Here is a 21,883-nt window from a genome sequence, read left to right as displayed (position 1 = left end):
GCCTGCGATAGCGGTGGTGAATGACATACCGCTATCGCAGGCAAGCCAGCTCCCACAGGGTCCAGTGCCGTTAAGGGGATTATTGAGGGCGGGTCAGGCGCGGCGCCATTCATCCGGGGAGATGCCCAGCACCCGGCGAAACACATGGGCCAGGTGCGAGGGCGATTCATAGCCGACGCTGTTGGCCACCTCCAGCACCGACATGCGCGTGTGTCGCAGCAGGGTTTGCGCACGTTCCAGGCGCAGGCGCTGGACATAGGCCAACACCGTTTCGCCCGTGTGCTGGGCAAACAAGCGGGTCAGGTGGCGACGCGACATATGGAACACCGCCGCGATGTCATCCAGCCCCGGCGCATGTTCAAGGTTGCCTTCAACATAGGCCTTCACATCGCGCACCAGCATGGCGCCGTGACGCTCGGTGGAGGAGCGTTGCAGGCTCGGCTGGCTGAGGGAAATCGCCAGGCATTCGAGCAGCAGCAAATGATCGGCCTGGGCCAGTTGGCGGCGACGGTCCACATACGGGTCGGGCTGGCTGAAGGCTTTTTTCGCCAGCAGCAAATGGTGCAGCGGCGCGGAGGTTTGCCAGATGCCCAGGGTGGGCACCCGCAACAGCCGGTTGGCGTCCCCGGACAGGTCGCGCAGCGCGTAGTGCATGTAGTCGGGGTCGACGTAGAACGCCAGGTGACCCTGGCTGGCGGTGAGCGATGAGGAGGAATGGCTGCACTGCGGCGGCACCAGCACGAACTGGCGGTCGACCACCGAGGTGCTGCGCCCGCTGTCTTCGTCCTTGAAGCGCAGCAAGCCGTGCTCGGGCACCATCAACATGAACTCGTCATGGGCATGGGCCGCGGTTTCATAGGCACCATTGGAATTGAAGACGCTGTAGATATCACGCATCGCCAGGGACTGCCGGTGGGGGTGTGAACCCTGACACTAGCATGTTTGGTGCCAGTGAAAAGCAGCATCCTTGCTGCAAACCCTGTTAAGCCAGCGGCACCCGACGGGTTGTCAGCGCCACGCGCCCCACGAAGAAACTCAAGGCCGCGCCCAGCAACAGCATCGCCAGGGTGCTCCAGGCCGCGCGGGAGAGCTGTTTGGCGGCCACGTCAGCGGCTTCACGGGCTTTCTGTTCAGCCTGCTGCTTCAGCTCATCGACCTTCTGCATGGCTTGCTGATACGCCTGGGCATAGTTGTCGACGATCTGCGTGGCTTCCTCTTTGCTCTTGCCGGTGCGGGCGGCAACGATGTTGACCAGCGCGTCTTTATCCGCTGCGTTCAAGGCCGGCTCGCCGGAGGCTTTGACACGCTCGAACCACTGCTTCAACTGATCGCCCGCTTGAGCCGGGTTAGTGGCAGCATCGGTGGCGACTTGCTTGCCGTCAGCGGCAGCCTGGTCGGTTTTCTGCTCGACCTTGGCCGGGTCCAGCTCAGGCTTGCCGCTTTGCTTGAGCAAGGTGTCGAGCTGGCCTTGCAGGCTGTTCCAGTCCAGCTGGATGCCCTGCTCATTGAGCTGCTGCTTGACGCTGTCGCCGATACCCGGCGCTGCAGCCGCGATGCCGCTACCGGCCACCGACAAGCCTTTACCGACCACATTGCCGGCCGTGCCGACCACACTGGCCGCCAGCCCTGCCAGCAACCAGGTGGTGAGCAAGGTGGTGAGGGTCCAGGTCAGCACGCCGTGCAAGCCACCACGGTCCGGCGCGGTGCGCCCGGCGACGAACGCACCGGCAGCAATCGCCAGCAGGGTCGAGACAAACAGCCAGATCCCGGCTCCCGTGCCAAAGCCGCGCAACGGGTTACCCGCTTCCAGTGGGTTGACGGCACTCGCACCGATGGCAGTGCCCAGCACACTGAGCACCAGGTAGGTCACCAGGGCAATGGCACTTCCGGCCAATACCGAACTCCAGGACACGCGAAACAGCGAACGGTTAGTTTCATAGACAGTGGTCATGTTCGATCCTTTGAGAGTTTTTGACCGTTTCAGTCTGGCGAGCGCCCGCCCTCCTCGTCCCCGCTCAAATGCACCAGGCCATCTGGTGCATTCGCACCCCGCCGCGGGCAATTGCTCTGCACTATCCTGAAGCCCGGGTGTCGTACTTTTCATGCGCACACACCCCGGAGATCCTATGACCCAGGCCGTTCTTGCCAAAGAAACCAACCGCCGCCAACTGCAGCAGATCATTTCCGGGCTGTCCGACGGGATCATCCTTGCCGAAGTCGACCAGACCATCCTCTGGGCCAATGAAGCCGCACTGAACATGCACGGTGTCGAAGCCGTCATGGCCCTGGGCGCCAATACCCAGGAATACGCCGAACGTTTTGCCCTGCGCTATCGCAATAACCACCCGGTGCTGCTGGAAAACTACCCCCTGGCGCGCGCGGCCACCGGCGAGGAGTTCACCGACGTGGTGGTGGAAGTCACCCCCGTGGGTGACGAAGAACGGACCTGGGTGCACCGCCTGCGCAGCCTGGTGATCACCGACTCCCACGGCGAGCCGGAACTGCTGGTGCTGATCCTCAGCGATGCCACCGAATGGGCCAGTGCCGAGCAGCGTTTCGAGAAGACCTTCAACGCCAACCCGGCCCCCGCCGTGATTTGCCGCCTCAGCGACCTGCGCTACATCAAGGTCAACCAGGGCTTCCTGGAAATGACCGGCTATAACCGCGACCAGGTCATCGGCAAATCCGTTTATGAGCTGGATGTACTGGAACAGGCCGAGCGCAAGGACTTGGCCATCCAGCGCCTGGGGGAAGGCGCGACCATCCCGCAAATGCAGGCCGAGCTGCGCTTGCCCGAAGGCGGCAGCAAACTGGTGATCGTCGCCGGCCAGCCGCTGGACATGAACGAAGAGGACTGCATGCTGTTTTCGTTCATGGACCTGGAGCCCCGGCGCAAGGCGGAAATTGCCCTGCGCCAGAGCGAGGAGCGCTTTGCCAAGTCGTTTCGCCTCACGCCAGTGCCCACGCTGGTGTGCAGCGCCGCCAACCGGCAGGTGGTGGATATCAACGAAGCGTTCATGAGCATTACCGGGTACACCAGCGAAGAATTGATCGGCAAGTCCATCGAAGACATCGACTTCATCGACAGCCCCCAGGCCGGCACGCAGTTGTTCGCCACCCTGGAAAAAGCCGGCAACCTCGAAGGCCAGGACCTCAAGGTGCGCAAGAAAGGCAGCGAAGTGATCGACTGCGTGGTGTCCGCCGACACCGTGATCATCCAGGACGTGCCGTGCTACCTGCTGGTGCTGATGAACATCACCGAGCGCAAGCGTTCCGAACTGGAGCTGGTGGCGGCCATCGAGGAAGTGATGCAGGACGCGTCCTGGTTCAGCCAGACCCTGATCGAAAAACTGGCCAACGCCAAGAGCGTCAACAGCCCCAACCTGCCGAACGTGGCGTTCACCGACCTCACCGCCCGCGAGCGTGATGTACTGGGCCTGATCTGCGAAGGTTTGGCCGACAAGGAGATCGCTTCACGCCTGAAACTGGCGCCCAACACCGTGCGCAACCATGTGGCCACGGTGTATTCGAAACTCGGTGTGCACAGTCGCAGCGCGGCGATCGTCTGGGCCCGTGAACGCGGGCTGTTTGCCGGGGAACTGCGCCTCAAAAAGTAGGCGCCTAAAGTGCAAATGCACTAGTGCCGCTAGTGCGAATTCGCCTTATAGCGGCGGGAGGCACGTCATACCCTTCAAGGCATCGAAATGATGTTTTGAAGGAACCCGCATGTTTACCCTCGCCCAACTGCGCAACTGCATTGAAGAAGGCCTGTCGCCGCTGACGTGTGAATTCACCCTGTGCCGTGACGCGTCCCTGACCCTCAAGGTCTACGACCTGGACACTGGCCGGGTAGACCTGGTGGTCACCGGGATCAGCACCAACCGGCTGCAGACCCCGCAAGAAGTGGAAAAGATGGTGGAAGAGCTGCGTTACGAGCTGCAAAGCAACACCATGGGCAAGCTCACGCTGGATGATTTGCCTTCAACGACGCCCCAATGAAATAGAACACCCCGCCCCCGACGATAAACGCCCCCAACATGTAGAACATGGTGTGGGCCGGCAGGTTGGCCAACACCAGCCCACACAGCACCGGCCCCAGGGCGGCGCCCAGGTTGGACAGGTTCTGCGCCCCGTAATACATGCCGCGCAGGTGTTCCGGGGCGATGCGGTCGATGAACATGTATTCGGCCGGGAACACGATGATCTCCCCCACCGTGAACACCGCCATCGCCAGCACCCACCACAACACGCTGGTGGACAGCGCAAAGCCGATCAAGCCCAGCATGAACATGCCCAGCCCGGCGACCAGCCACTGGCCCAGGTAGCGGTGGGAAATACGCCGCCCGATCACGTATTGCAGGGCAATCACCAACACTGCGTTGGTGGTCAGCACGGCGCTGACCACGGTGTAGGTGTATTCGGCCGTGGTGGTGGTCACCAGGTATTGTGACAGCCACGCCGTGAACTGGCCGAACACCACCGCGCTGAGCACGCCGCCGAGGGTGAAGCACACCAGGCGATGATCCCTTAACAGTACGCGGCCAACGGCGAGGAACGGCACCGGCTTTTGCGTGGCATCGACGGTCGCCAGGGTGCGGTCGCCCCAACGCCAATACAGCAGGAAAAACCCCACGCCCAACAGCGCCGACAGGATAAACGGCACGCTGATATCCAGCTTGGCCACCATCGCGCCGAACGCCGGGCCTACGGCGTAGCCGATATTGGTCAGGGTGTACTTGATGGAAAACACTTCGCTGCGTGCATCCTCGGGCAACAGCACGGCAAAACCGGCCTTCACCGCGATATCGATCACCGCGTAAGCCAGGTTGATCAGGATCAGGCAGCTGTAGAACGCCCAGATATTCTGCGTGAGCACCGTGCCGATAAAGCCCAATACGAACAGCACACTCAAGGCCAGCAACAAGCGATAGCTGTTGATGCGATCGACCAGGAAACCGCCGTACACACTGAGCAGCGAACCGACGATCAGCGAGCTGCCGATCACCAGGCCGACCTCGGTGATGTCCAGGGCAAAGTGGCTGGAGAGGTAGATGACGAGGTAGGGAAACGTGATCGCCTTGGCCAGCGTCAGCAGCAACGTGGCGGAGAGCAACAGGTTCACGGTACGCGGGTAGTTTCTTATTGTGGCAAGCATCCTGCTCTCTTTGTCTTAAGGTAACGCGGCGTTTATAGCCGGCTACCTTAACCCAGGAGCTGGGACAAATTGCAAGGTCATTTCTTGACGGGAGTGATCTCAAGAATAGTGCCGTTGGTGGTCTTGAGCAGCACGAACTTATCGCCCACCCGCGCCCACTGGCTGTCGGCTTCGGGCTGCTTTAGGCCGCGTTTTTTCCAGTCGCTGACGGCCGATTCCTTGCGCATCAGGATGTCCGGGGCGCGGTCGCCTTCTTTCAAGTCGCGGGTGTTGATGTTGGAAGGTTGCACGGTTTCTTGCGGGGTATCGCCGGCCTGCACGATGAAGCTGGCGGTGGACAGGCTGGTGGCAATCAACAGAGAGGCGATCAGGGAGTTGGATTTCATGGGTGCTCCTTCAAGGAATAAGGCGTACCCAGGCTCGGACCGCTGCCACGCGTGATCATTCAATCAAAGCGTCCTGACCACAGAGGTGAAGAGCAGCATTGCCGGCATGAAATAAATCCTGTAATTTTTCATGAAATTTATCGAAATAAATTTCATGACGCCACAAGAAGAACTCGCCACCCTCGCCGCGCTGATCCACGACCTGCGCAAGCACAAGAGGCTCACACTGGCCCAGCTCGCACACAAGATCGAGCGCTCGGTAGGTTTCCTGTCCCAGGTTGAACGCGGCCTGTCACGCCCGACCGTGGCGGACCTCACGGCCATCAGCCATGCCCTCGACGTGCCCACCACTTACTTCTACAGCCAGCCCAAACCCAAGGCGGTGGACTGGATCACTCGCCCCAACGAACGGCGTACGGTGTATTACGCCAACGGCATCACCGACATCCTCGTCTCACCGAGCATGAACGGCGCCTTCTCGATGCTCGACAGCCTGCTCGCCCCCGGCGCCAACAGCGGTGAGCAAACCATGAGTGACCGCGCCGAACAGGCCGGCTTCGTGTTGGAAGGTGAATTGACGCTGTGGGTGGAGGGCGAAGCCGATTCGGTCACCCTCGGCCCCGGCGACAGCTTCCACCTGGCCAGTTTCGCCCATTGCCGCTACGCCAACCTGACTGATCTGCCCGCCCGCGTATTGTGGGTTTACAACTAGGAGCTGCACCCGTGAAAAGCCATGCCTCCACGTTACTGGCCGAAGTACGGAGCTTTCGCCAGAACCATCCCGACGTGCGTTATGTCGACCTGATCGCCCTGGATATTCCCGGGCACTTCTACGGCAAGCGCTACCCCATCGAGATGCTGGAAAAAGTCGCCGCCGGCAGCCCGCTGAAGTTGCCGCAGAACGCTGTGCTGCTGGGGGCTCAGGGCGGGCTGTTCAAGATTGGTGACTACTGCTTCAACGACGGCGACCCGGACGCCAACCGTCGGCTGGTACCCGGCACGCTCAAGCCAGTGAGCTGGGAATCACAGCCGTTGGGCCAGATGCTGATCACCTCCGACGGCACCGAGGCACCGATCGAGTTCGAACCCCGTGAAGTGCTGGCCAAGGTACTGGAGCGCCTGCAACACAAGGGCATTAACCCGGTGGTGGCGTTTGAGCTGGAGTTCTACCTGTTCGACAAAAAACTCGACAACGGCCTGCCGCAGTTCCCACGCGACCCACTGAGCGATGACGCCGATGACCAGCCCAACCTGCACATCGAGCGGCTTTCACGGTTCAGTGAAGTGCTGGATGACATGGCGCAGACCGCCAAAGACCAGGGCATCGACATCACGGTGATCACTGCCGAGATCGGCCCCGGCCAGTTCGAGATCAACTTCGGTCATTTGGACGATGGCCTGCGCGCCGCCGACTGGGCCGCCCTGTTCTGCCGCAGCACCCGGGGGGTGGCGCTCAAGCACGGTTATCGCGCCAGCTTCATGGCCAAGCCGTACCTGCAATATCCCGGCAGCGGCATGCACGTGCACGTCAGCCTGTATGACGGCGCGGGCAATAATCTGTTGGCCGCGCACCAGCAACAACCGCTGCGTCACGCGGTGGCCGGTTGCCTGGAATTGCTGCCGCATTGCATGCCGATCTTTTCGCCCAACAGTAACGCCTTCCGCCGCCTGGGCGGCACGGTCAATGCGGCGACTCGCGCCAGTTGGGGCTTTGAAGACCGCGACGCGTGCGTGCGTATCCCCGAGTCCGACCCACGCAACCTGCGCATCGAGCACCGCCTGGCCAGCGCCGACGCCAACCCGTACCTGGTGTTGGCGTCGATCCTGGTCGGCCTGGAGCATGGTCTTGAAGCCAAGCGCGATCCCATCGCCCCGCTGAACGAGGACCGCAGCAGTGGTACCGACTTCCCCCTGGAAATGCTCGAGGCCGTGCGTGCCATGCAACACCAACCGGTATTGCGCGATAAGCTGGGCGCCGAATTTGTCGACGTGTACTGCGAGAACAAACGCCAGGACCACCTGGCCTTCCAGCAAGAGATTCATGCGCGGGAATACCGCTGGTTTCTCTGACCCCACCCAATGGAATCACCGATGACCGACCAAAGCGCCCCGGCCCTCAAGGAAATCTTCAACGTCGAACGCCTGCAACACATCGCCACCGAGATGACAGCGGTGTACCCGGCGTTCGACGCCAAGGGATTTCTCAAACACGCCAAGGACGGGCTGGCCGAGCTGTCGGTGATGCAGCGCATGGCGCGGGTCAGCGAGAGCCTGCACGCGGTGATCCCGCTGGATTACCCGCAGAGCCTTGAACTGCTTTATGCCCTGGCACCGCGCTTGAACAGCAGCTTTGTCAGCCTGTTCCTGCCGCACTATGTGGCGAGCTACGGGCTGGATGATTTCAAACGCTCCATGGCCGCGCTCAAGTACTTCACCACCTTCGGCTCCGCCGAATTCGCCATCCGCCACTTTCTGCTGCACGACTTCCCGCGCACGCTGGCGGTGATGCAAGCCTGGTCGCTGGACGACAACGAACACGTGCGCCGACTGGCCAGCGAAGGTTCGCGGCCGCGCCTGCCTTGGTCATTCCGCCTGGCAGAAGTCCAGGCCAACCCCGAGCTGTGCGCGTCGATCCTCGATAACCTCAAGGCCGACCCCAGCCTGTACGTGCGCAAGTCGGTGGCCAACCACCTCAACGACATCACCAAGGACCACCCCGACTGGGTCCTCGACCTGATCGAAGGCTGGAACCTGGACAACCCCCACACCGCCTGGATCGCCCGCCATGCCCTGCGCAGCCTGATCAAGCAAGGCAACACCCGCGCACTGACGATCATGGGTGCCGGGGCCAAGGCCGAGGTGAAGCTTCACCACCTCAAGGTCACACCAGCTGTGATCAACCTCGGCGAGCGCATCAATCTGTCCTTCAGCCTGGAATCCACCGCTGCTGCGCCACAGAAGCTGGTGGTCGACTACGCCATCGACTACGTGAAAAGCGCCGGCCACAGTGCACACAAGGTGTTCAAGCTCAAGGCCTTCAGCCTGGGCGCCGGCGAGCAGCAGCACGTTCGGCGCGAACAGCACATTCGCGACATGACCACGCGCAAGCACTACCCTGGCCGGCATGTGGTGCATGTGTTGGTGAATGGGGAACGGCTGGGAAGTGTGGCGTTTGAGTTGCGCGCCTGACACGGCTCAAGCAACACCACCGTTCAAATGTGGGAGCTGGCTTGCCTGCGATGGCGGTGTGTCAGTTGATAAATCTGGTGACTGATACACCGCCATCGCAGGCAAGCCAGCTTCCACAGGTTTGATCCGGTGTATTCAGTCAGGTTTCACCCAGCAACAAGCCCTGCTCCCGTGCGCACAACTCCACCACGTAATCCCATAACACCCGCAGCCGCACTGACTTGTGCAGCTCCCTGCGCGAGCTGATCCAGTAGCTGCGCTGGATACCCTCCCCCGGCAGCAATGGCACCAGGTCCGGGTCGCCGGCGGCCATGAAACACGGCAACACCGCAATGCCCAGCCCCGAGCGTGCGGCCTGGTGCTGTGCGATGACGCTGGTGCTGTGGAACACCACTTTGGGGTTGCGGCAGAAACTGCTGAGGAATTTGAGTTCCTGGCTGAACAGCAGGTCGTCCACGTAATCGATCCAGGCGTGGGCGGCGAGGTCTTCGCGTTTTTCGATCGGCGGGTTGCGGTCCAGGTAGGCGCGGCTGGCGTAAAGCGCCAGGCGGTAGTCGGTGAGCTTGCGGGTGACGAGTTGGTCGACGCTGGGCCGTTCGAGGTGGATGCTGATTTCCGCTTCGCGGTTGAGGATGCTGACAAAGCGCGGCACCGCCACCAACTCTACCTCCAGCCCAGGGTAGCGTTCGAACAACCCGCCCATGCGGCTGGCGAGGAACATCACGCCCAGGCCTTCGGCGACGCCAAGACGGATCTTGCCCAGGGGCGCGGCGCTATGGGTGAGCTCGTCTTCGGCCAGCAGCGCGACGTTTTCCATGGCTTCGGCATGCTTGAGCAGGGCTTCGCCCGCGGGGGTGAGTTCGTAACCCTGGGCGTGCTGCACGAACAACGCGGTGCCGAGGCTTTTTTCGATGGCTTCGATATGCCGCGCCACGGTGGCGTGGGTGGTTTTCAGGCGTTGCGCGGCGGTGAGCAGGCGGCCGCTGCGCTGCAACTCTAAAAAATACCGCAGGTCATTCCAGTCGAACATGTCGCCTCCATTGCATGAACTCCGGCCGCGCTGTTTAAAAACGCACAGCAGCTGGGTAAAAACTAACATTTTTAAGACGAAAACTAACAACTAGGATGGAACCCATAAGAAAAACAAGCGAGACCTTCAGATGCCCATTGCAACTGCTGAATACGATTACATCGTCGTAGGCGCCGGCCCCGCAGGCTGCCTGCTGGCCAATCGACTGTCCGCCAACCCCGCCCACCGCGTGCTGCTACTGGAAGCCGGTGGCCGCGACAACTACCCCTGGATCCACATCCCCGTCGGCTACCTGTTCTGCATCGGCAACCCGCGCACCGACTGGTGCTTCAAGACCGAAGCCCAGGAAGGCCTGCAAGGCCGTGCGCTGAGTTATCCGCGCGGCAAAGTATTGGGCGGCTGCTCCTCCATCAACGGCATGATCTACATGCGTGGCCAGGCCCAGGACTACGACGGCTGGGCGGCCCTGGGCAACCCGGGCTGGGCCTGGAACGACGTGCTCCCGTTGTTCAAACACAGCGAAAACCACTTTGCCGGCGGCTCGGACTTCCACAGCGATGGCGGTGAATGGCGCGTGGAACAACAGCGCCTGCACTGGCCGATCCTGGACGCCTTCCGGGATGCCGCGGCGCAAAGCGGCATCGCGCCGATCAGCGACTTCAACACCGGCGATAACGAAGGCTGCGGCTACTTCCAGGTCAACCAGAAAGCCGGTGTGCGCTGGAACGCGGCGAAGGCGTTTCTCAAGCCGGTTCGCCAGCGGCCCAATCTCACGGTACTGACGGATGTGGACGTCGACCGCGTGCTGCTGGAGAACGGCCGCGCCTCGCAGGTCATCGCACGCCAACATGGGCAGCAGGTGAGCTGGAAGGCACGCAAGGAAATCGTGTTGTGTGCCGGCTCCGTGGGTTCGCCAGGCATTCTGCAACGCTCGGGCATCGGCCCGTCCAACGTGCTCAAACCCTTGGGCATCGAGGTGTTGCGCGAACTGCCCGGCGTGGGCGGCAACCTGCAGGACCACCTGCAACTGCGGCTGATCTACAAGCTGGAAAACGCCCGCACCCTGAACCAGATCGCCGGTTCCGTATGGGGCAAGATGGGCATGGGCCTGCAGTACCTGTATGACCGCAGCGGCCCGCTGTCGATGGCGCCCAGTCAGCTGGGGGCGTTCGCGCGCTCAGGCCCCGAGCAGACGTCGGCCAACCTTGAATACCACGTGCAGCCGCTGTCCCTGGAGCGCTTTGGCGAACCGCTGCACGGGTTCCCGGCGTTTACCGCGTCGGTCTGCGACCTGCGCCCACAGAGTCGCGGGCGCATTGATATTCGCTCGGCCGACCCTGCGGATGCGCCTTTGATTCGCCCCAATTACCTAAGCCATCCCGAAGACTTGCGCGTAGCCGCCGACGCGATCCGCCTGACGCGCCGCATTGTCGCCGCGCCTGCCCTGAGCCAGTTCAAGCCGGTGGAATATCTGCCTGGCGATTCGCTGCAATCCGAAGAAGAACTGCACGAAGCGGCGGCCCGTATCGGTACGACTATCTTCCATCCAGTGGGCACCTGCCGCATGGGCGATGACCCGGATGCCGTGGTGGATGCGCAACTGCGCGTGCATGGCGTGCCGGGCCTGCGCATCGCCGACGCCTCGATCATGCCGCGCATCACGTCCGGCAACACCTGTTCACCTACGCTGATGATTGCGGAAAAAGCCGCTCAACTGATCCTTTCGCCGAATACAAGGAACCTTGCTCCCGAGAAAACAATCGCCACACCCGCGTGACCTGCAGGCGTCCGGCTTGCCGGCGATTGCACCCTCTGGATTTGCGTTTGACTTGAGGGCGCTATCGCCGGCAAGCCGGGCTCCTACATAAGGACGACCGGCGCTGAAGTTGGCGCCGACAGTGGAACAACAATAAATAATCACTGTGAGGGCTACCCGATGTCAGAACATGCTCAACCCCTGGGCTCGGCGGTGACCGCCAGCGCCGGCAACGACTCCAAGAAAGTCATCTTCGCCTCGTCCCTGGGGACGGTGTTCGAGTGGTATGACTTTTTCCTCTATGGCGCCCTCGCGGCGGTGATCAGCAAGCAGTTCTTTGCCGGGGTCAACGACACCACGGCGTTCATCTTTGCCCTCATGGCGTTTGCTGCAGGCTTTGTGGTGCGCCCCTTTGGCGCGCTGGTGTTTGGCCGCCTGGGGGACATGATCGGGCGCAAGTACACCTTCCTGGTGACCATCATCCTGATGGGCGTGGCGACCTTCTGCGTCGGCCTGCTGCCCACCTACGCCAGCATTGGCATTGCGGCGCCGATCATCCTGATCGTGCTGCGCATGTTGCAAGGCCTGGCGTTGGGCGGCGAATACGGCGGTGCAGCGACCTACGTGGCCGAGCACGCACCGGCCGGCAAGCGCGGTTTCCACACCAGCTGGATTCAATCCACCGCCACCCTCGGCCTGCTGCTGTCGCTGCTGGTGGTATTGGCCTGCCGTTACTTCACCGGTGACCAGTTCGAGGTGTGGGGCTGGCGCATTCCGTTCCTGTTCTCCATCGTGCTGCTGGGTATCTCTACCTGGATCCGCATGAGCCTGCATGAGTCGCCGGCCTTCCTGAAAATGAAAGAGGAAGGCAAGGCGAGCAAATCGCCCATCCGCGATTCTTTCGGTAAATGGGAAAACCTCAAGATCGTGCTGATTGCGCTGTTCAGTATCAACGGCGGGCAAGCGGTGACCTTCTACGCAGCGCAGTTCTATGTGCTGTTCTTCCTCACGCAATTCCTGAAGATGGACCCGGCCCTGGCCAACATGCTGTTGATCATCAGCGTGGTGATCGGCGCGCCGTTCTTTATCTTCTTCGGCTGGCTGTCGGACAAGATCGGGCGCAAGCCGGTGCTGATGCTCGGCCTGCTGCTGGCGACTGCGCTGTACTTCCCGATCTTCAAGGGCCTGGCGCACTACACCAACCCCGCCATGGACCAGGCCAGCCACCAGGCGCCGATCACCGTGACGGCCGATCCGGCCACCTGCACCTTCCAGTTCGATCCGGTGGGCAAGGCCAAATTCGACAGCCCGTGCGACAAGGTCAAGACGTTCCTGGTCAAGCAGGGACTGCCCTACAGCAGCGCCGCCGCACCGGCCGGCAGCCCAGTACAGGTGAGCGTGGGCGAAGTACGCATCGATGGCTTCGACGAAGCCGCCTTGCGCGGCGCCGTGACCCTGGCCGGCTACCCGACTTCGGCGGATGTGGCCCAGGTCAACAAGACCATGGTGGTGGTGCTGATCGTGGCGCTCATCCTGATCGCGGCCATGTGCTACGGCCCGCTGGCGGCGCTGATGGTAGAACTGTTCCCGACGCGTATCCGCTACACCTCGATGTCGCTGCCTTACCACATTGGTAACGGTTGGTTCGGTGGGTTCCTGCCGACCGTGTCGTTTGCCCTGGTGGTATACACCGGCGATATCTTCTACGGCTTGTGGTACCCGGTGGCCGTAACGGGCGTGAGCTTGATCGTGGGACTGTTCTGCCTCAAGGAAACGCGCAACGTGGATATCGACAACAACTGATCTTCCACCTACTGGAGATCTCCTGTGGGAGCGGGCTTGCTCGCGAATTCGGTGTATCAGTCACAGACGAGTTGACTGACCCGCCGCCTTCGCGAGCAAGCCCGCTCCCACATTTGGTTTGGGGATCGACACACAAATTGCTGTATATCCATCCAGATAATGGTTGATCAAATCCCTTCTTTTGCCCATCCTGCTCCCCATTCAACTGCGTAACGAATGGGCTGACCATGCGGCTGTACCTCTGTGAAAAACCCTCCCAGGCCAAAGACATTGCGGCCGCGCTCGGCGCCAGCCGCCGTGGCGACGGGTGCTGGCTGGGCAACGGGGTTACCGTCACCTGGTGCATCGGCCACCTGCTGGAAACCGCCCCGCCCGATGCCTACGACGCCAAGTACAAACGCTGGGTACTGGCTGACCTGCCGATCATCCCGGAAAAATGGAAGATGCGGGTCAAGCCCAAGACCGCCAGCCAGTTCAAGGCGGTCAAGCGCCTGCTGGGGGAAGCCCAGGAACTGGTGATCGCCACCGACGCCGACCGCGAAGGCGAAATGATCGCCCGTGAGCTGGTGGAGCACTGCCGTTATCGCGGGCCGATCCAGCGCCTGTGGCTGTCGGCACTGGATGACGCCTCCATCCGCAAGGCCCTCGCCGCACTCAAACCAGGGGCGGAGACCTTCAGCCTGTATCACTCGGCTCTTGGCCGTTCCCGCGCCGACTGGCTGATCGGCATGAACATGAGCCGCCTGTTCACCTTGCTCGGGCGCCAGTCCGGGTATCAGGGTGTGCTGCCCGTGGGCCGCGTACAAACGCCGACTTTGCGCCTGGTGGTAGACCGCGATCGCAGCATTGCCGACTTTGTGCCGGTGGCCTACTGGGCCATCGACGTCGACCTGCGACATGAACATATGACCTTCACCGCCCAGTGGCGCGCCGCCGAGGATGCCTGTGATGACCAGGGCCGCTGCCTCAACCCGCAACTGGCGCGGGAAGCCGCAGACGCGATGAGCAACGCCGCCGGTGCACGGCTGGTCAAGCTGCGCACCGAGCGCATGCGCGAAGTGGCTCCCCTGCCCTTCGACCTGGGCACCCTGCAGGAAATCTGCTCCAAGAAGCTGGGCCTCGGCGCCCAGGAAACCCTGGACATTGCCCAGTCGCTCTACGAAACCCACAAAGCCATCACTTACCCGCGAAGCGATTGCGGCTACCTGCCGGTGAGCCAGCACAGCGAAGCGCCGAAGATCCTCGCAGCGCTCGGGCGCGCAGACGCGGCCGTCAATGAGCTGATGCCGCATCTCGATGCCCAGCGCCGTTCACGGGCGTGGAACGACGCCAAGGTCAGCGCGCACCACGGCATCATCCCCACCGGCGCCGGCAAGGATGCGAGCCAACTCACCGGCAAGCACCGCGCGGTGTACACGCTGATTCGTGCCCGCTACCTGGTGCAGTTCCTGCCCAACCATGAATACGATCGCACCCAGGCGGATTTCGACTGCGCAGGCTTTGCGTTGCGCGCGGTGGGCAAGGTGGTGATCGAGCCAGGCTGGAAACGCGCATTGCCCGAAGCGCTGGCCCCGGCCAAAGGGCGTGAAGCACCGGCGCCTCAAGCGCTGCCGACCTTGGTGCAGGGCCAGGACTACGCAGTGGCAAAGGTCAACCTGAAAGACCTGTGGACCCAGCCGCCCAAGCCCTTTACCGAAGGGGACCTGATCAAGGCGATGAAAAACGTCGCCAAGCTGGTGGAAGACCCACTGCTCAAGCAGAAGCTCAAGGACACCACCGGCATCGGCACCGAGGCCACCCGTGCCGGAATTATCCAGGGGCTGCTGGATCGCGGTTACCTGGTGAAAAACGGCAAGGCCTTGTCAGCCACAGCGGCGGCGTTCAGCCTGATCGACGCAGTGCCCCGCGCCATCGCCGACCCTGGCACCACGGCCATCTGGGAGCAGGCACTGGACATGGTGCAAAACGGTGAAATGAGCCTGGAGGAATTCGTTGCCAAACAGGCGGCCTGGATGAGCAAGCAGGTAGCACGCTGCAACGGGATGCGCATGACCATCACCGCACCGGCCAGCCCCGCAGGCCGAAGCGCTACCCCCTGGAAGAAGAAACGCAAGAGTGCCCCACGCAAGGCAGCAGCGGGCCCGAAACGGGCGAAAAAGCCGACAACTGCGGGGTAAACCGCAAAAAAATCCGGGGAATGACGTTTTTCGACGGGTTTGACGCCGCTTTGGACCTTGCGACGGCGTGGGCCGTCTAGGATTCTGTAGGGGGACCCTGACCCACTAACAACAACATCGGAGTGGCCGCCATGAAAACCGTCGCACAAGTGCTCAAAGCCAAGGACCAGAAAAACCAGGATGTCCACACCATCAAGCACGACCATACCGTGTTTGAAGCGCTGGTGCGGATGTCAGAGAAGAACGTCGGGGCCTTGCCGGTGGTCCAGGATGGTGTAGTGGTAGGCATCATCAGTGAGCGTGACTACGCGCGCAAAATCATGCTCAAGGGGCTGTCTTCGGTCACCACCAAAGTCCATGAGGTCATGAGCTCTCCGGTGATCACCGTCGACACCCATAAAAAGGTCGACGAATGCATGAACATCATGACCGACAGTCATCTGCGCCACCTGCCCGTGGTCGAAGACGGCAAACTGCTGGGCCTGCTGTCCATCGGTGACCTGGTGAAGGAAGCCATTGCCGACCAGGCTGACCTGATCAAACAGCTGGAGCAGTACATTCGCGGCGAATAGGGGAACCCATGCCAGGCACGCAGGAACATCTGGAAGACCACCTCGACACGTTGTATCGCGCCATGGCCGAACGGCGTTTTCTGGTGTTGACCGGTGCAGGCATCAGCACGTCATCAGGCATTCCCGATTACCGCGACAGCGAAGGCGTGCGCCGGGGCAAGGCGCCGATGATGTACCAGGAGTTCCTGGCCACCCCACAGGCGCGGCGCCGGTACTGGGCCCGGGCAATGCTGGGGTGGCCACGGGTCCGCATTGCACAGCCGAATCAAGCGCATCGGGCACTGGCAACGCTGCAACAACGTGACCGCATCAGCGGGCTGATCACGCAAAACGTCGACACCCTGCATGATCAGGCCGGTAGCCAGGGTGTGATCGAGTTACACGGCAGCCTGCACCGTGTGCTCTGCCTGGATTGCCTGCGGCGCAGCGAACGCGATGTGATCCAGAGGCTGATGGAAGATGAGAACCCCTACCTCGCTGGCGTCGACGCCGTACAGGCTCCTGACGGCGACACCTTGCTTGATCCAGCCTTCGAAGAACGCTTCCAGACGCCCCATTGCCCCTATTGCAACGGCCAACGGCTCAAGCCGGATGTGGTCTTTTTTGGCGAAAACGTCGCCCAAGCCACGGCCGCCAACGCCATGGCGGCGGTGGAACAGGCCGAGGGCCTGCTGGTGGTGGGTTCATCGCTGATGGCCTATTCAGCGTTTCGCCTGTGCAAGGCCATGGTCGAGCAAGGCAAACCGGTGATCGCCATCAACCTCGGCAAGACCCGTGGGGATGAGCTGTTGCAGGTGAAGATCGAGGCTTCGTGCGAGCAATTATTGCCATTGTTGGTTGATCGCCTGAAATAGCCCAGACACCACGCATAAAAAATGTGGGAGCTGGCTTGTCGAATCGTCGCACCGCTGCGATTGCGCGCTGTCAATTAACACATTCGTCGCTGACACACCGTTATCGCCGGCAAGCCAGCTCCTACAGGATTCTGTGTTCAATTTGGCCACTGGGCACCGCGACCAAACTGCACGAAAAATGACGCACAGGTCACGTTTTCCCGCATTCTCCCGTCCCCACAGGGATTTATGTAGTGCTCAAAAATAATCACTACATAACCGTTGACGTAACCCTTTTGTCCTTGCATTATCGAGACGTCTCCCGGATCGGGAGCGTTGGCAACAAGCGTTTTGAAAGAGCTCGTCTGACCGCCGAGCTGTTTTTTCCGGATGTGCACTGCCCACAAGGCAGATTGATGAAGCTGACCGGCCCGGAGGGCTCGGTACAAGGCGCTCAAATGCGGCTTGTCTTCGTTATGAAAGCATTGCGTAGCAGTTCATCAGCAAGACTACATGCATCAGGTTCAAGACCCTGCCCGTATTCGGCAGACCGTCGCTGACGCCCGGTTTTCGGAACCGGAGACAACTAACCATGTATCAACTGATAGATCGCCAACTGGTCAAGGGGCTTACACATGAATCTGAACAACCAACCAACTATCGATGAATTGGCTGAGATGTTCGCAGCGCAGAAAGACACACTCGACGACCATATCCTTTGGGTTGGCAAATCGGGCGAAGTCCAAATTGACTGCCTGGCGCCCCATACCGAAGAAGCCGAGTTTGACCGCAATAACCGTGAACTGGCGGCCCGCCTGAAGATGTACCGCCGTGGCCAGGGTTATGTCGGCAAGAAGGCCGCGGCCGATCGCAACTTTATCGAACATGTATTCGAGACACTTAACAATGCCTGGGCGTCTTTCAAGGACAGCTCGCAAGTTAAAGTGATCGACCGTTACTACTAACTAAACATTAGTGAGTACATTAAGTCCGCCCGGTTAACCGAGCGGACTTTTTTATTACCCTGACTTTTTAATACCACCACAAAACCTGTAGGAGCCGGCTTGGCGGCCCGTGGAGGGGTGAAATCGCCATCGCCGGCAACCCGGCTCCTACACAGTTCAGAGTGGGAACCGGCCTTTCGCGGCTTCATCACGGAAAATGTCGAACAACACCTGCGCCGCCGCCGACAGTTCATGCCCTGGCTTGGTCAACACACCAATCGGCCGTTCGATGACGGGGTCGCCCAGGGTGATGCAATGGGCGCCCGCCTCTTCCATCTGTTGCGCGCACAACGCCGGGACCGCGCTGACGCCCAGGCCACTGGCAACCATCTTGCCCACTGTCGCCAGCTGATGGCTTTCCAGCGCAACCGGCAGCTTCATCTGCAGGGCACCCAGGTGCTCCTCCAGCATCACCCGCACCGTGGAAGGCCGTTGCAGGGTAATGAACGGTTGCTCCAACAGGGTCTTCCAGTCGATGTCATCGCGCTGTGCAAGCGGCGAATCGCCGGGTACGACCGCAATGAAGCGGTCCAGGTACAACGGCGTAAACGCCAGCGATGACCCCTCCGACGGTTCGAACGCGACACCCAGTTCGACCTGGCGGTCGCGGACCATCTCCATGACCTGCTCGTTGATCAGGTCATGCACCGTCACGTTCACCTGGGGGTAACGTGCGCGGAATATCTTCAGGATTGGCGGCAGCAAGTTGCCCGCAAATGATGGCATCGCCGCCACGGTCACCCGGCCACGTTGCAAGGTGAAGCGCTGGCGCAGTTCGTCCTCGGCATTGTCCCAATCGGCGATCAGCCGGCGCGCCAGGGGCAACAGCGATTCGCCTTCAGGGGTAAGGGCCACGTTGCGGGTGTTGCGGCTGAACAAACGCCCGCCCAAGCCTTCTTCCAGGCCCTTGATGGTCAGGCTCAACGCCGATTGGGAAAGGTGCAGACGCTCGCAGGCGGCGGCGAAACTCAGGGATTGGGCCACGGCGAGAAAGGCCCGCATCTGTTTAACGGTCATGAGGCTGCTCCGGGCGGCTGGGCGACTATGCTGTTTTTTAAATCAATCATCCCTAAAAAACAACTTAACAAATCAATCCGTCAGCGCAACACTCGGATCACTGGCTGGACCACAAACAATAAAAGAGGTGCATATGGCAGGTTTCGATAAACGCGTAGCGTCCTATGAAGAAGCGCTGGCAGGCCTGGAAGACGGCATGACCGTCCTCTCCGGTGGTTTTGGCCTGTGCGGCATTCCAGAAAACCTCATCGCCGAGATCAAGCGCAAAGGCACCCGCGACCTGACTGTGGTTTCCAACAACTGCGGCGTCGATGGTTTTGGCCTGGGCGTGCTGCTCGAAGAAAAACAAATCAGCAAGGTGATCGCCTCCTACGTCGGTGAAAACGCCCTGTTCGAGAAGCAATTGCTCAGCGGCGAAATCGAAGTGGTGCTGACCCCTCAAGGCACCCTGGCCGAAAAAATGCGCGCAGGCGGTGCCGGCATTCCGGCCTTCTTCACCGCGACCGGCGTCGGCACCCCCGTGGCCGAAGGCAAGGAAACCCGTGAATTCAATGGCCGCCCGTACCTGATGGAAGAGTCCATCACGGGCGACTTCGCCATTGTCAAAGGCTGGAAAGCCGACCATTTCGGCAACGTGATCTACCGCCACACCGCCCAGAACTTCAACCCGCTGGCCGCCACCGCTGGCAAGATCACCGTGGTTGAGGTCGAGGAAATCGTCGAACCGGGCGAGCTGGACCCGGCGCAGATCCACACCCCTGGCATCTACGTCGACCGGATCATCTGCGGCACGTTCGAGAAGCGCATTGAACAGCGCACCGTGCGCAAATAATCCGCCCCCAGCCCGAATAATAAGAGGAAACACACATGGCGCTTACCCGCGAACAAATGGCTCAACGCGTCGCCCGCGAAATGCAGGACGGTTTCTACGTCAACCTGGGCATCGGCATTCCGACACTGGTGGCCAACTACATTCCCGAAGGCATGGAAGTGATGCTGCAATCGGAAAACGGCCTGCTGGGCATGGGACCGTTTCCTACTGAAGAAACCATCGATGCCGACATGATCAACGCCGGCAAACAGACGGTGACCGCACGCATCGGCGCTTCGATTTTTTCCTCCGCCGAATCTTTCGCAATGATCCGTGGCGGCCACGTCGACCTTACCGTGCTTGGCGCCTTCGAAGTGGACGTACAAGGCAACATCGCCTCGTGGATGATCCCCGGCAAGCTGGTCAAGGGCATGGGCGGCGCCATGGACCTGGTGGCCGGCGCAGAAAACATCATCGTGATCATGACCCACGCGTCCAAGGACGGTGAGTCCAAGCTGCTCAGCCAATGCAGCCTGCCGCTGACCGGTGCCAACTGCATCAAGCGCGTACTGACGGACCTGGCGTACCTGGAAATCGAAAATGGCGCTTTTGTCCTCAAGGAACGCGCACCTGGCGTCAGCGTTGAAGAGATTGTGAGCAAGACGGCCGGTAAACTGATCGTCCCGGACCACGTTCCAGAAATGCACTTCCAGTGAGGACAGATTCCATGCAAGACGTCGTGATTGTTGCTGCCACCCGCACCGCCGTGGGCAGCTTCCAGGGTTCGCTGGCAAATATCCCGGCACCGGAACTGGGCGCCGCCGTGATCCGTCGCCTGTTGGAACAAACCGGCCTGGACCCGGCCCAGGTCGATGAAGTGATCCTCGGCCAGGTGCTTACCGCAGGCAGCGGCCAGAACCCGGCGCGCCAAGCCTCGATCCTCGCCGGCCTGCCCCACGCGGTGCCGAGCCTGACGTTGAACAAGGTCTGCGGTTCTGGCCTCAAGGCCTTGCACCTGGGCGCCCAGGCCATCCGTTGCGGCGATGCCGAAGTGATCATCGCCGGCGGCATGGAAAACATGAGCCTGGCCCCCTACGTACTGCCAGCGGCGCGCACCGGTTTGCGCATGGGCCACGCCAAGATGATCGACAGCATGATCACCGACGGCCTGTGGGATGCGTTCAACGATTACCACATGGGCATCACCGCCGAGAACCTGGTGGACAAGTACGGCATCAGCCGTGAAGCCCAGGATGCGTTCGCCGCAGCCTCCCAGCAAAAAGCTGCTGCGGCTATCGAAGCCGGGCGGTTTGTGGATGAAATCACACCGATCCTGATCCCGCAGCGCAAAGGCGACCCGGTGGCGTTCGCGGTGGATGAACAGCCCCGCGCCGGCACCACTGCCGAATCCTTGGCCAAGCTGAAACCGGCATTCAAGAAAGACGGCAGCGTCACCGCCGGCAACGCTTCCAGCCTCAACGACGGCGCCGCCGCCGTGCTGCTGATGAGCGCCGACAAGGCCAAGGCCCTCGGCCTGCCCGTGCTGGCGCGCATCGCCAGCTACGCCAACGCAGGCGTCGACCCTGCCATCATGGGCATTGGCCCGGTGTCGGCCACCCGCCGCTGCCTGGACAAGGCCGGTTGGAGCCTGGGCGACCTGGACCTGATCGAAGCCAACGAAGCCTTCGCCGCGCAATCCCTGGCGGTGGGCAAAGAGTTGGAGTGGGACGCGAGCAAGGTCAACGTCAATGGCGGCGCCATTGCCATCGGCCACCCGATCGGCGCGTCGGGCTGCCGCGTGCTGGTGACCCTGCTGCATGAAATGATCAAGCGCGACGCCAAGAAAGGCCTGGCAACGCTGTGCATCGGTGGTGGCCAAGGCGTAGCCCTCGCCCTCGAACGCAGCTGATCCAAAGAGCAACATGGAAAAGGCCCGGTTCCACGAAAACCGGGCCTTTTCTTTTTCTCGCCTCTCCTGAAAAAACACCGTCAACATGTGGGAGCTGGCTTGCCTGCGATAACGATATGCCCGTACCCATTGATTAACCTGACCCACCGCGATCGCCGGCAAGCTGAACTGGCCTAATGATTTTGGACACTTCAATCGGGCGCTATGATGGCGCCCAAATCTGAGGTGTTTGGGTATGCGT

Annotated in this window: 20 protein-coding genes; 14 read left to right on the top strand and 6 right to left on the bottom strand. The window is 61.3% G+C overall.

Annotation, left to right across the window (positions count from 1 at the left end):
- Nucleotides 1-93 precede the first annotated feature (93 nt).
- Together AC07SU_RS08065 and AC07SU_RS08060 are read right to left on the bottom strand one after the other, a co-directional pair.
- Nucleotides 94-897 carry an AraC family transcriptional regulator gene (locus tag AC07SU_RS08065; RefSeq protein WP_494996698.1) on the bottom strand — a complete coding sequence of 268 codons (804 nt, stop codon included), beginning with the start codon at nucleotides 895-897 and terminating at the stop codon, nucleotides 94-96.
- A gap of 85 nt (nucleotides 898-982) precedes the next feature.
- Nucleotides 983-1,951, bottom strand: a complete 969-nt coding sequence (locus AC07SU_RS08060; RefSeq protein WP_494996697.1) for a hypothetical protein — start codon at nucleotides 1,949-1,951, stop codon at nucleotides 983-985.
- A gap of 175 nt (nucleotides 1,952-2,126) precedes the next feature.
- Here AC07SU_RS08060 and AC07SU_RS08055 point away from each other — a divergent pair, with 175 nt between their 5' ends.
- Together AC07SU_RS08055 and AC07SU_RS08050 are read left to right on the top strand one after the other, a co-directional pair.
- The gene (locus tag AC07SU_RS08055; RefSeq protein ID WP_494996696.1) at nucleotides 2,127-3,617 is read left to right on the top strand and encodes a helix-turn-helix transcriptional regulator; all 1,491 of its coding nucleotides are present in this window, start codon (nucleotides 2,127-2,129) and stop codon (nucleotides 3,615-3,617) included.
- Nucleotides 3,618-3,726: 109 nt separating this feature from the next.
- On the top strand, nucleotides 3,727-3,999 hold the full coding sequence (locus AC07SU_RS08050; RefSeq protein ID WP_176997566.1) for a DUF1652 domain-containing protein: 273 nt from the start codon (nucleotides 3,727-3,729) through the stop codon (nucleotides 3,997-3,999).
- Here the strand turns inward: AC07SU_RS08050 and AC07SU_RS08045 are convergent.
- Both AC07SU_RS08045 and AC07SU_RS08040 read right to left on the bottom strand, forming a co-directional pair.
- The gene (locus tag AC07SU_RS08045; RefSeq protein ID WP_494996695.1) at nucleotides 3,962-5,155 is read right to left on the bottom strand and encodes an MFS transporter; all 1,194 of its coding nucleotides are present in this window, start codon (nucleotides 5,153-5,155) and stop codon (nucleotides 3,962-3,964) included. The genes AC07SU_RS08050 and AC07SU_RS08045 overlap by 38 nt on opposite strands.
- Before the next feature lie 77 nt (nucleotides 5,156-5,232).
- Nucleotides 5,233-5,541, bottom strand: coding sequence for an RcnB family protein (locus AC07SU_RS08040; protein WP_494996694.1), 309 nt, complete (start codon nucleotides 5,539-5,541; stop codon nucleotides 5,233-5,235).
- 154 nt (nucleotides 5,542-5,695) lie between these two features.
- On the opposite strand from AC07SU_RS08040, the gene AC07SU_RS08035 reads away from it, so the two are divergent.
- Genes AC07SU_RS08035 through AC07SU_RS08025 form a run of 3 tightly spaced genes read left to right on the top strand, consistent with a single transcriptional unit; the run spans nucleotide 5,696 to nucleotide 8,730 of the window.
- A complete protein-coding gene (locus AC07SU_RS08035) occupies nucleotides 5,696-6,253 on the top strand; it encodes a helix-turn-helix domain-containing protein (protein WP_176997562.1) in 558 nt (185 codons plus the stop codon).
- An 11-nt stretch (nucleotides 6,254-6,264) separates the two neighbouring features.
- Nucleotides 6,265-7,611, top strand: a complete 1,347-nt coding sequence (locus AC07SU_RS08030) for a glutamine synthetase family protein (RefSeq protein ID WP_494996693.1) — start codon at nucleotides 6,265-6,267, stop codon at nucleotides 7,609-7,611.
- Nucleotides 7,612-7,632: 21 nt separating this feature from the next.
- On the top strand, nucleotides 7,633-8,730 hold the full coding sequence (locus AC07SU_RS08025) for a DNA alkylation repair protein (protein WP_494996692.1): 1,098 nt from the start codon (nucleotides 7,633-7,635) through the stop codon (nucleotides 8,728-8,730).
- 139 nt (nucleotides 8,731-8,869) lie between these two features.
- Here the strand turns inward: AC07SU_RS08025 and AC07SU_RS08020 are convergent, their stop codons facing one another.
- Complete coding sequence (locus tag AC07SU_RS08020) at nucleotides 8,870-9,760, bottom strand: LysR family transcriptional regulator (protein ID WP_176997559.1); 891 nt, start codon at nucleotides 9,758-9,760, stop codon at nucleotides 8,870-8,872.
- 130 nt (nucleotides 9,761-9,890) lie between these two features.
- Between AC07SU_RS08020 and AC07SU_RS08015 the strand changes: the two genes are divergently transcribed.
- The 6 genes from AC07SU_RS08015 to AC07SU_RS07990 all read left to right on the top strand — a co-directional run bounded on the left by AC07SU_RS08015 (nucleotide 9,891) and on the right by AC07SU_RS07990 (nucleotide 17,866).
- The gene (locus AC07SU_RS08015; RefSeq protein ID WP_494996691.1) at nucleotides 9,891-11,537 is read left to right on the top strand and encodes a GMC family oxidoreductase; all 1,647 of its coding nucleotides are present in this window, start codon (nucleotides 9,891-9,893) and stop codon (nucleotides 11,535-11,537) included.
- Nucleotides 11,538-11,696: 159 nt separating this feature from the next.
- Complete coding sequence (locus tag AC07SU_RS08010; RefSeq protein WP_176997557.1) at nucleotides 11,697-13,319, top strand: MFS transporter; 1,623 nt, start codon at nucleotides 11,697-11,699, stop codon at nucleotides 13,317-13,319.
- A 227-nt stretch (nucleotides 13,320-13,546) separates the two neighbouring features.
- Entirely contained in the window at nucleotides 13,547-15,496 is a 1,950-nt protein-coding gene (locus AC07SU_RS08005) for a DNA topoisomerase III (RefSeq protein WP_494996690.1), read from the top strand.
- 131 nt (nucleotides 15,497-15,627) lie between these two features.
- Nucleotides 15,628-16,068, top strand: coding sequence for a CBS domain-containing protein (locus AC07SU_RS08000; RefSeq protein WP_078047822.1), 441 nt, complete (start codon nucleotides 15,628-15,630; stop codon nucleotides 16,066-16,068).
- Between the two features lie 8 nt (nucleotides 16,069-16,076).
- Complete coding sequence (locus AC07SU_RS07995) at nucleotides 16,077-16,922, top strand: NAD-dependent protein deacetylase (RefSeq protein ID WP_494996689.1); 846 nt, start codon at nucleotides 16,077-16,079, stop codon at nucleotides 16,920-16,922.
- Nucleotides 16,923-17,536: 614 nt separating this feature from the next.
- Entirely contained in the window at nucleotides 17,537-17,866 is a 330-nt protein-coding gene (locus AC07SU_RS07990; protein WP_176997554.1) for a hypothetical protein, read from the top strand.
- A gap of 156 nt (nucleotides 17,867-18,022) precedes the next feature.
- On the opposite strand, the gene AC07SU_RS07985 is transcribed toward AC07SU_RS07990, so the two are convergent.
- Complete coding sequence (locus AC07SU_RS07985) at nucleotides 18,023-18,922, bottom strand: LysR family transcriptional regulator (RefSeq protein ID WP_494996688.1); 900 nt, start codon at nucleotides 18,920-18,922, stop codon at nucleotides 18,023-18,025.
- A 133-nt stretch (nucleotides 18,923-19,055) separates the two neighbouring features.
- On the opposite strand from AC07SU_RS07985, the gene AC07SU_RS07980 reads away from it, so the two are divergent.
- From AC07SU_RS07980 to AC07SU_RS07970, 3 genes are read left to right on the top strand one after another with little or no spacing between them, the layout of a single operon-like run.
- Nucleotides 19,056-19,754, top strand: coding sequence for a CoA transferase subunit A (locus tag AC07SU_RS07980; RefSeq protein WP_010211319.1), 699 nt, complete (start codon nucleotides 19,056-19,058; stop codon nucleotides 19,752-19,754).
- A 35-nt stretch (nucleotides 19,755-19,789) separates the two neighbouring features.
- Nucleotides 19,790-20,449 (top strand): CoA transferase subunit B, encoded by a 660-nt coding sequence (locus AC07SU_RS07975; protein WP_003211625.1) that lies wholly within the window; start codon nucleotides 19,790-19,792, stop codon nucleotides 20,447-20,449.
- An 11-nt stretch (nucleotides 20,450-20,460) separates the two neighbouring features.
- On the top strand, nucleotides 20,461-21,642 hold the full coding sequence (locus AC07SU_RS07970) for an acetyl-CoA C-acetyltransferase (protein WP_178923441.1): 1,182 nt from the start codon (nucleotides 20,461-20,463) through the stop codon (nucleotides 21,640-21,642).
- Nucleotides 21,643-21,883: the final 241 nt, after the last annotated feature.

It is taken from the genome of Pseudomonas sp. GW821-FHT05H12, from assembly GCF_059419385.1.
Note: the sequence above shows the minus strand (reverse complement) of the source record. Positions and strands in the feature narration are given on the sequence as shown.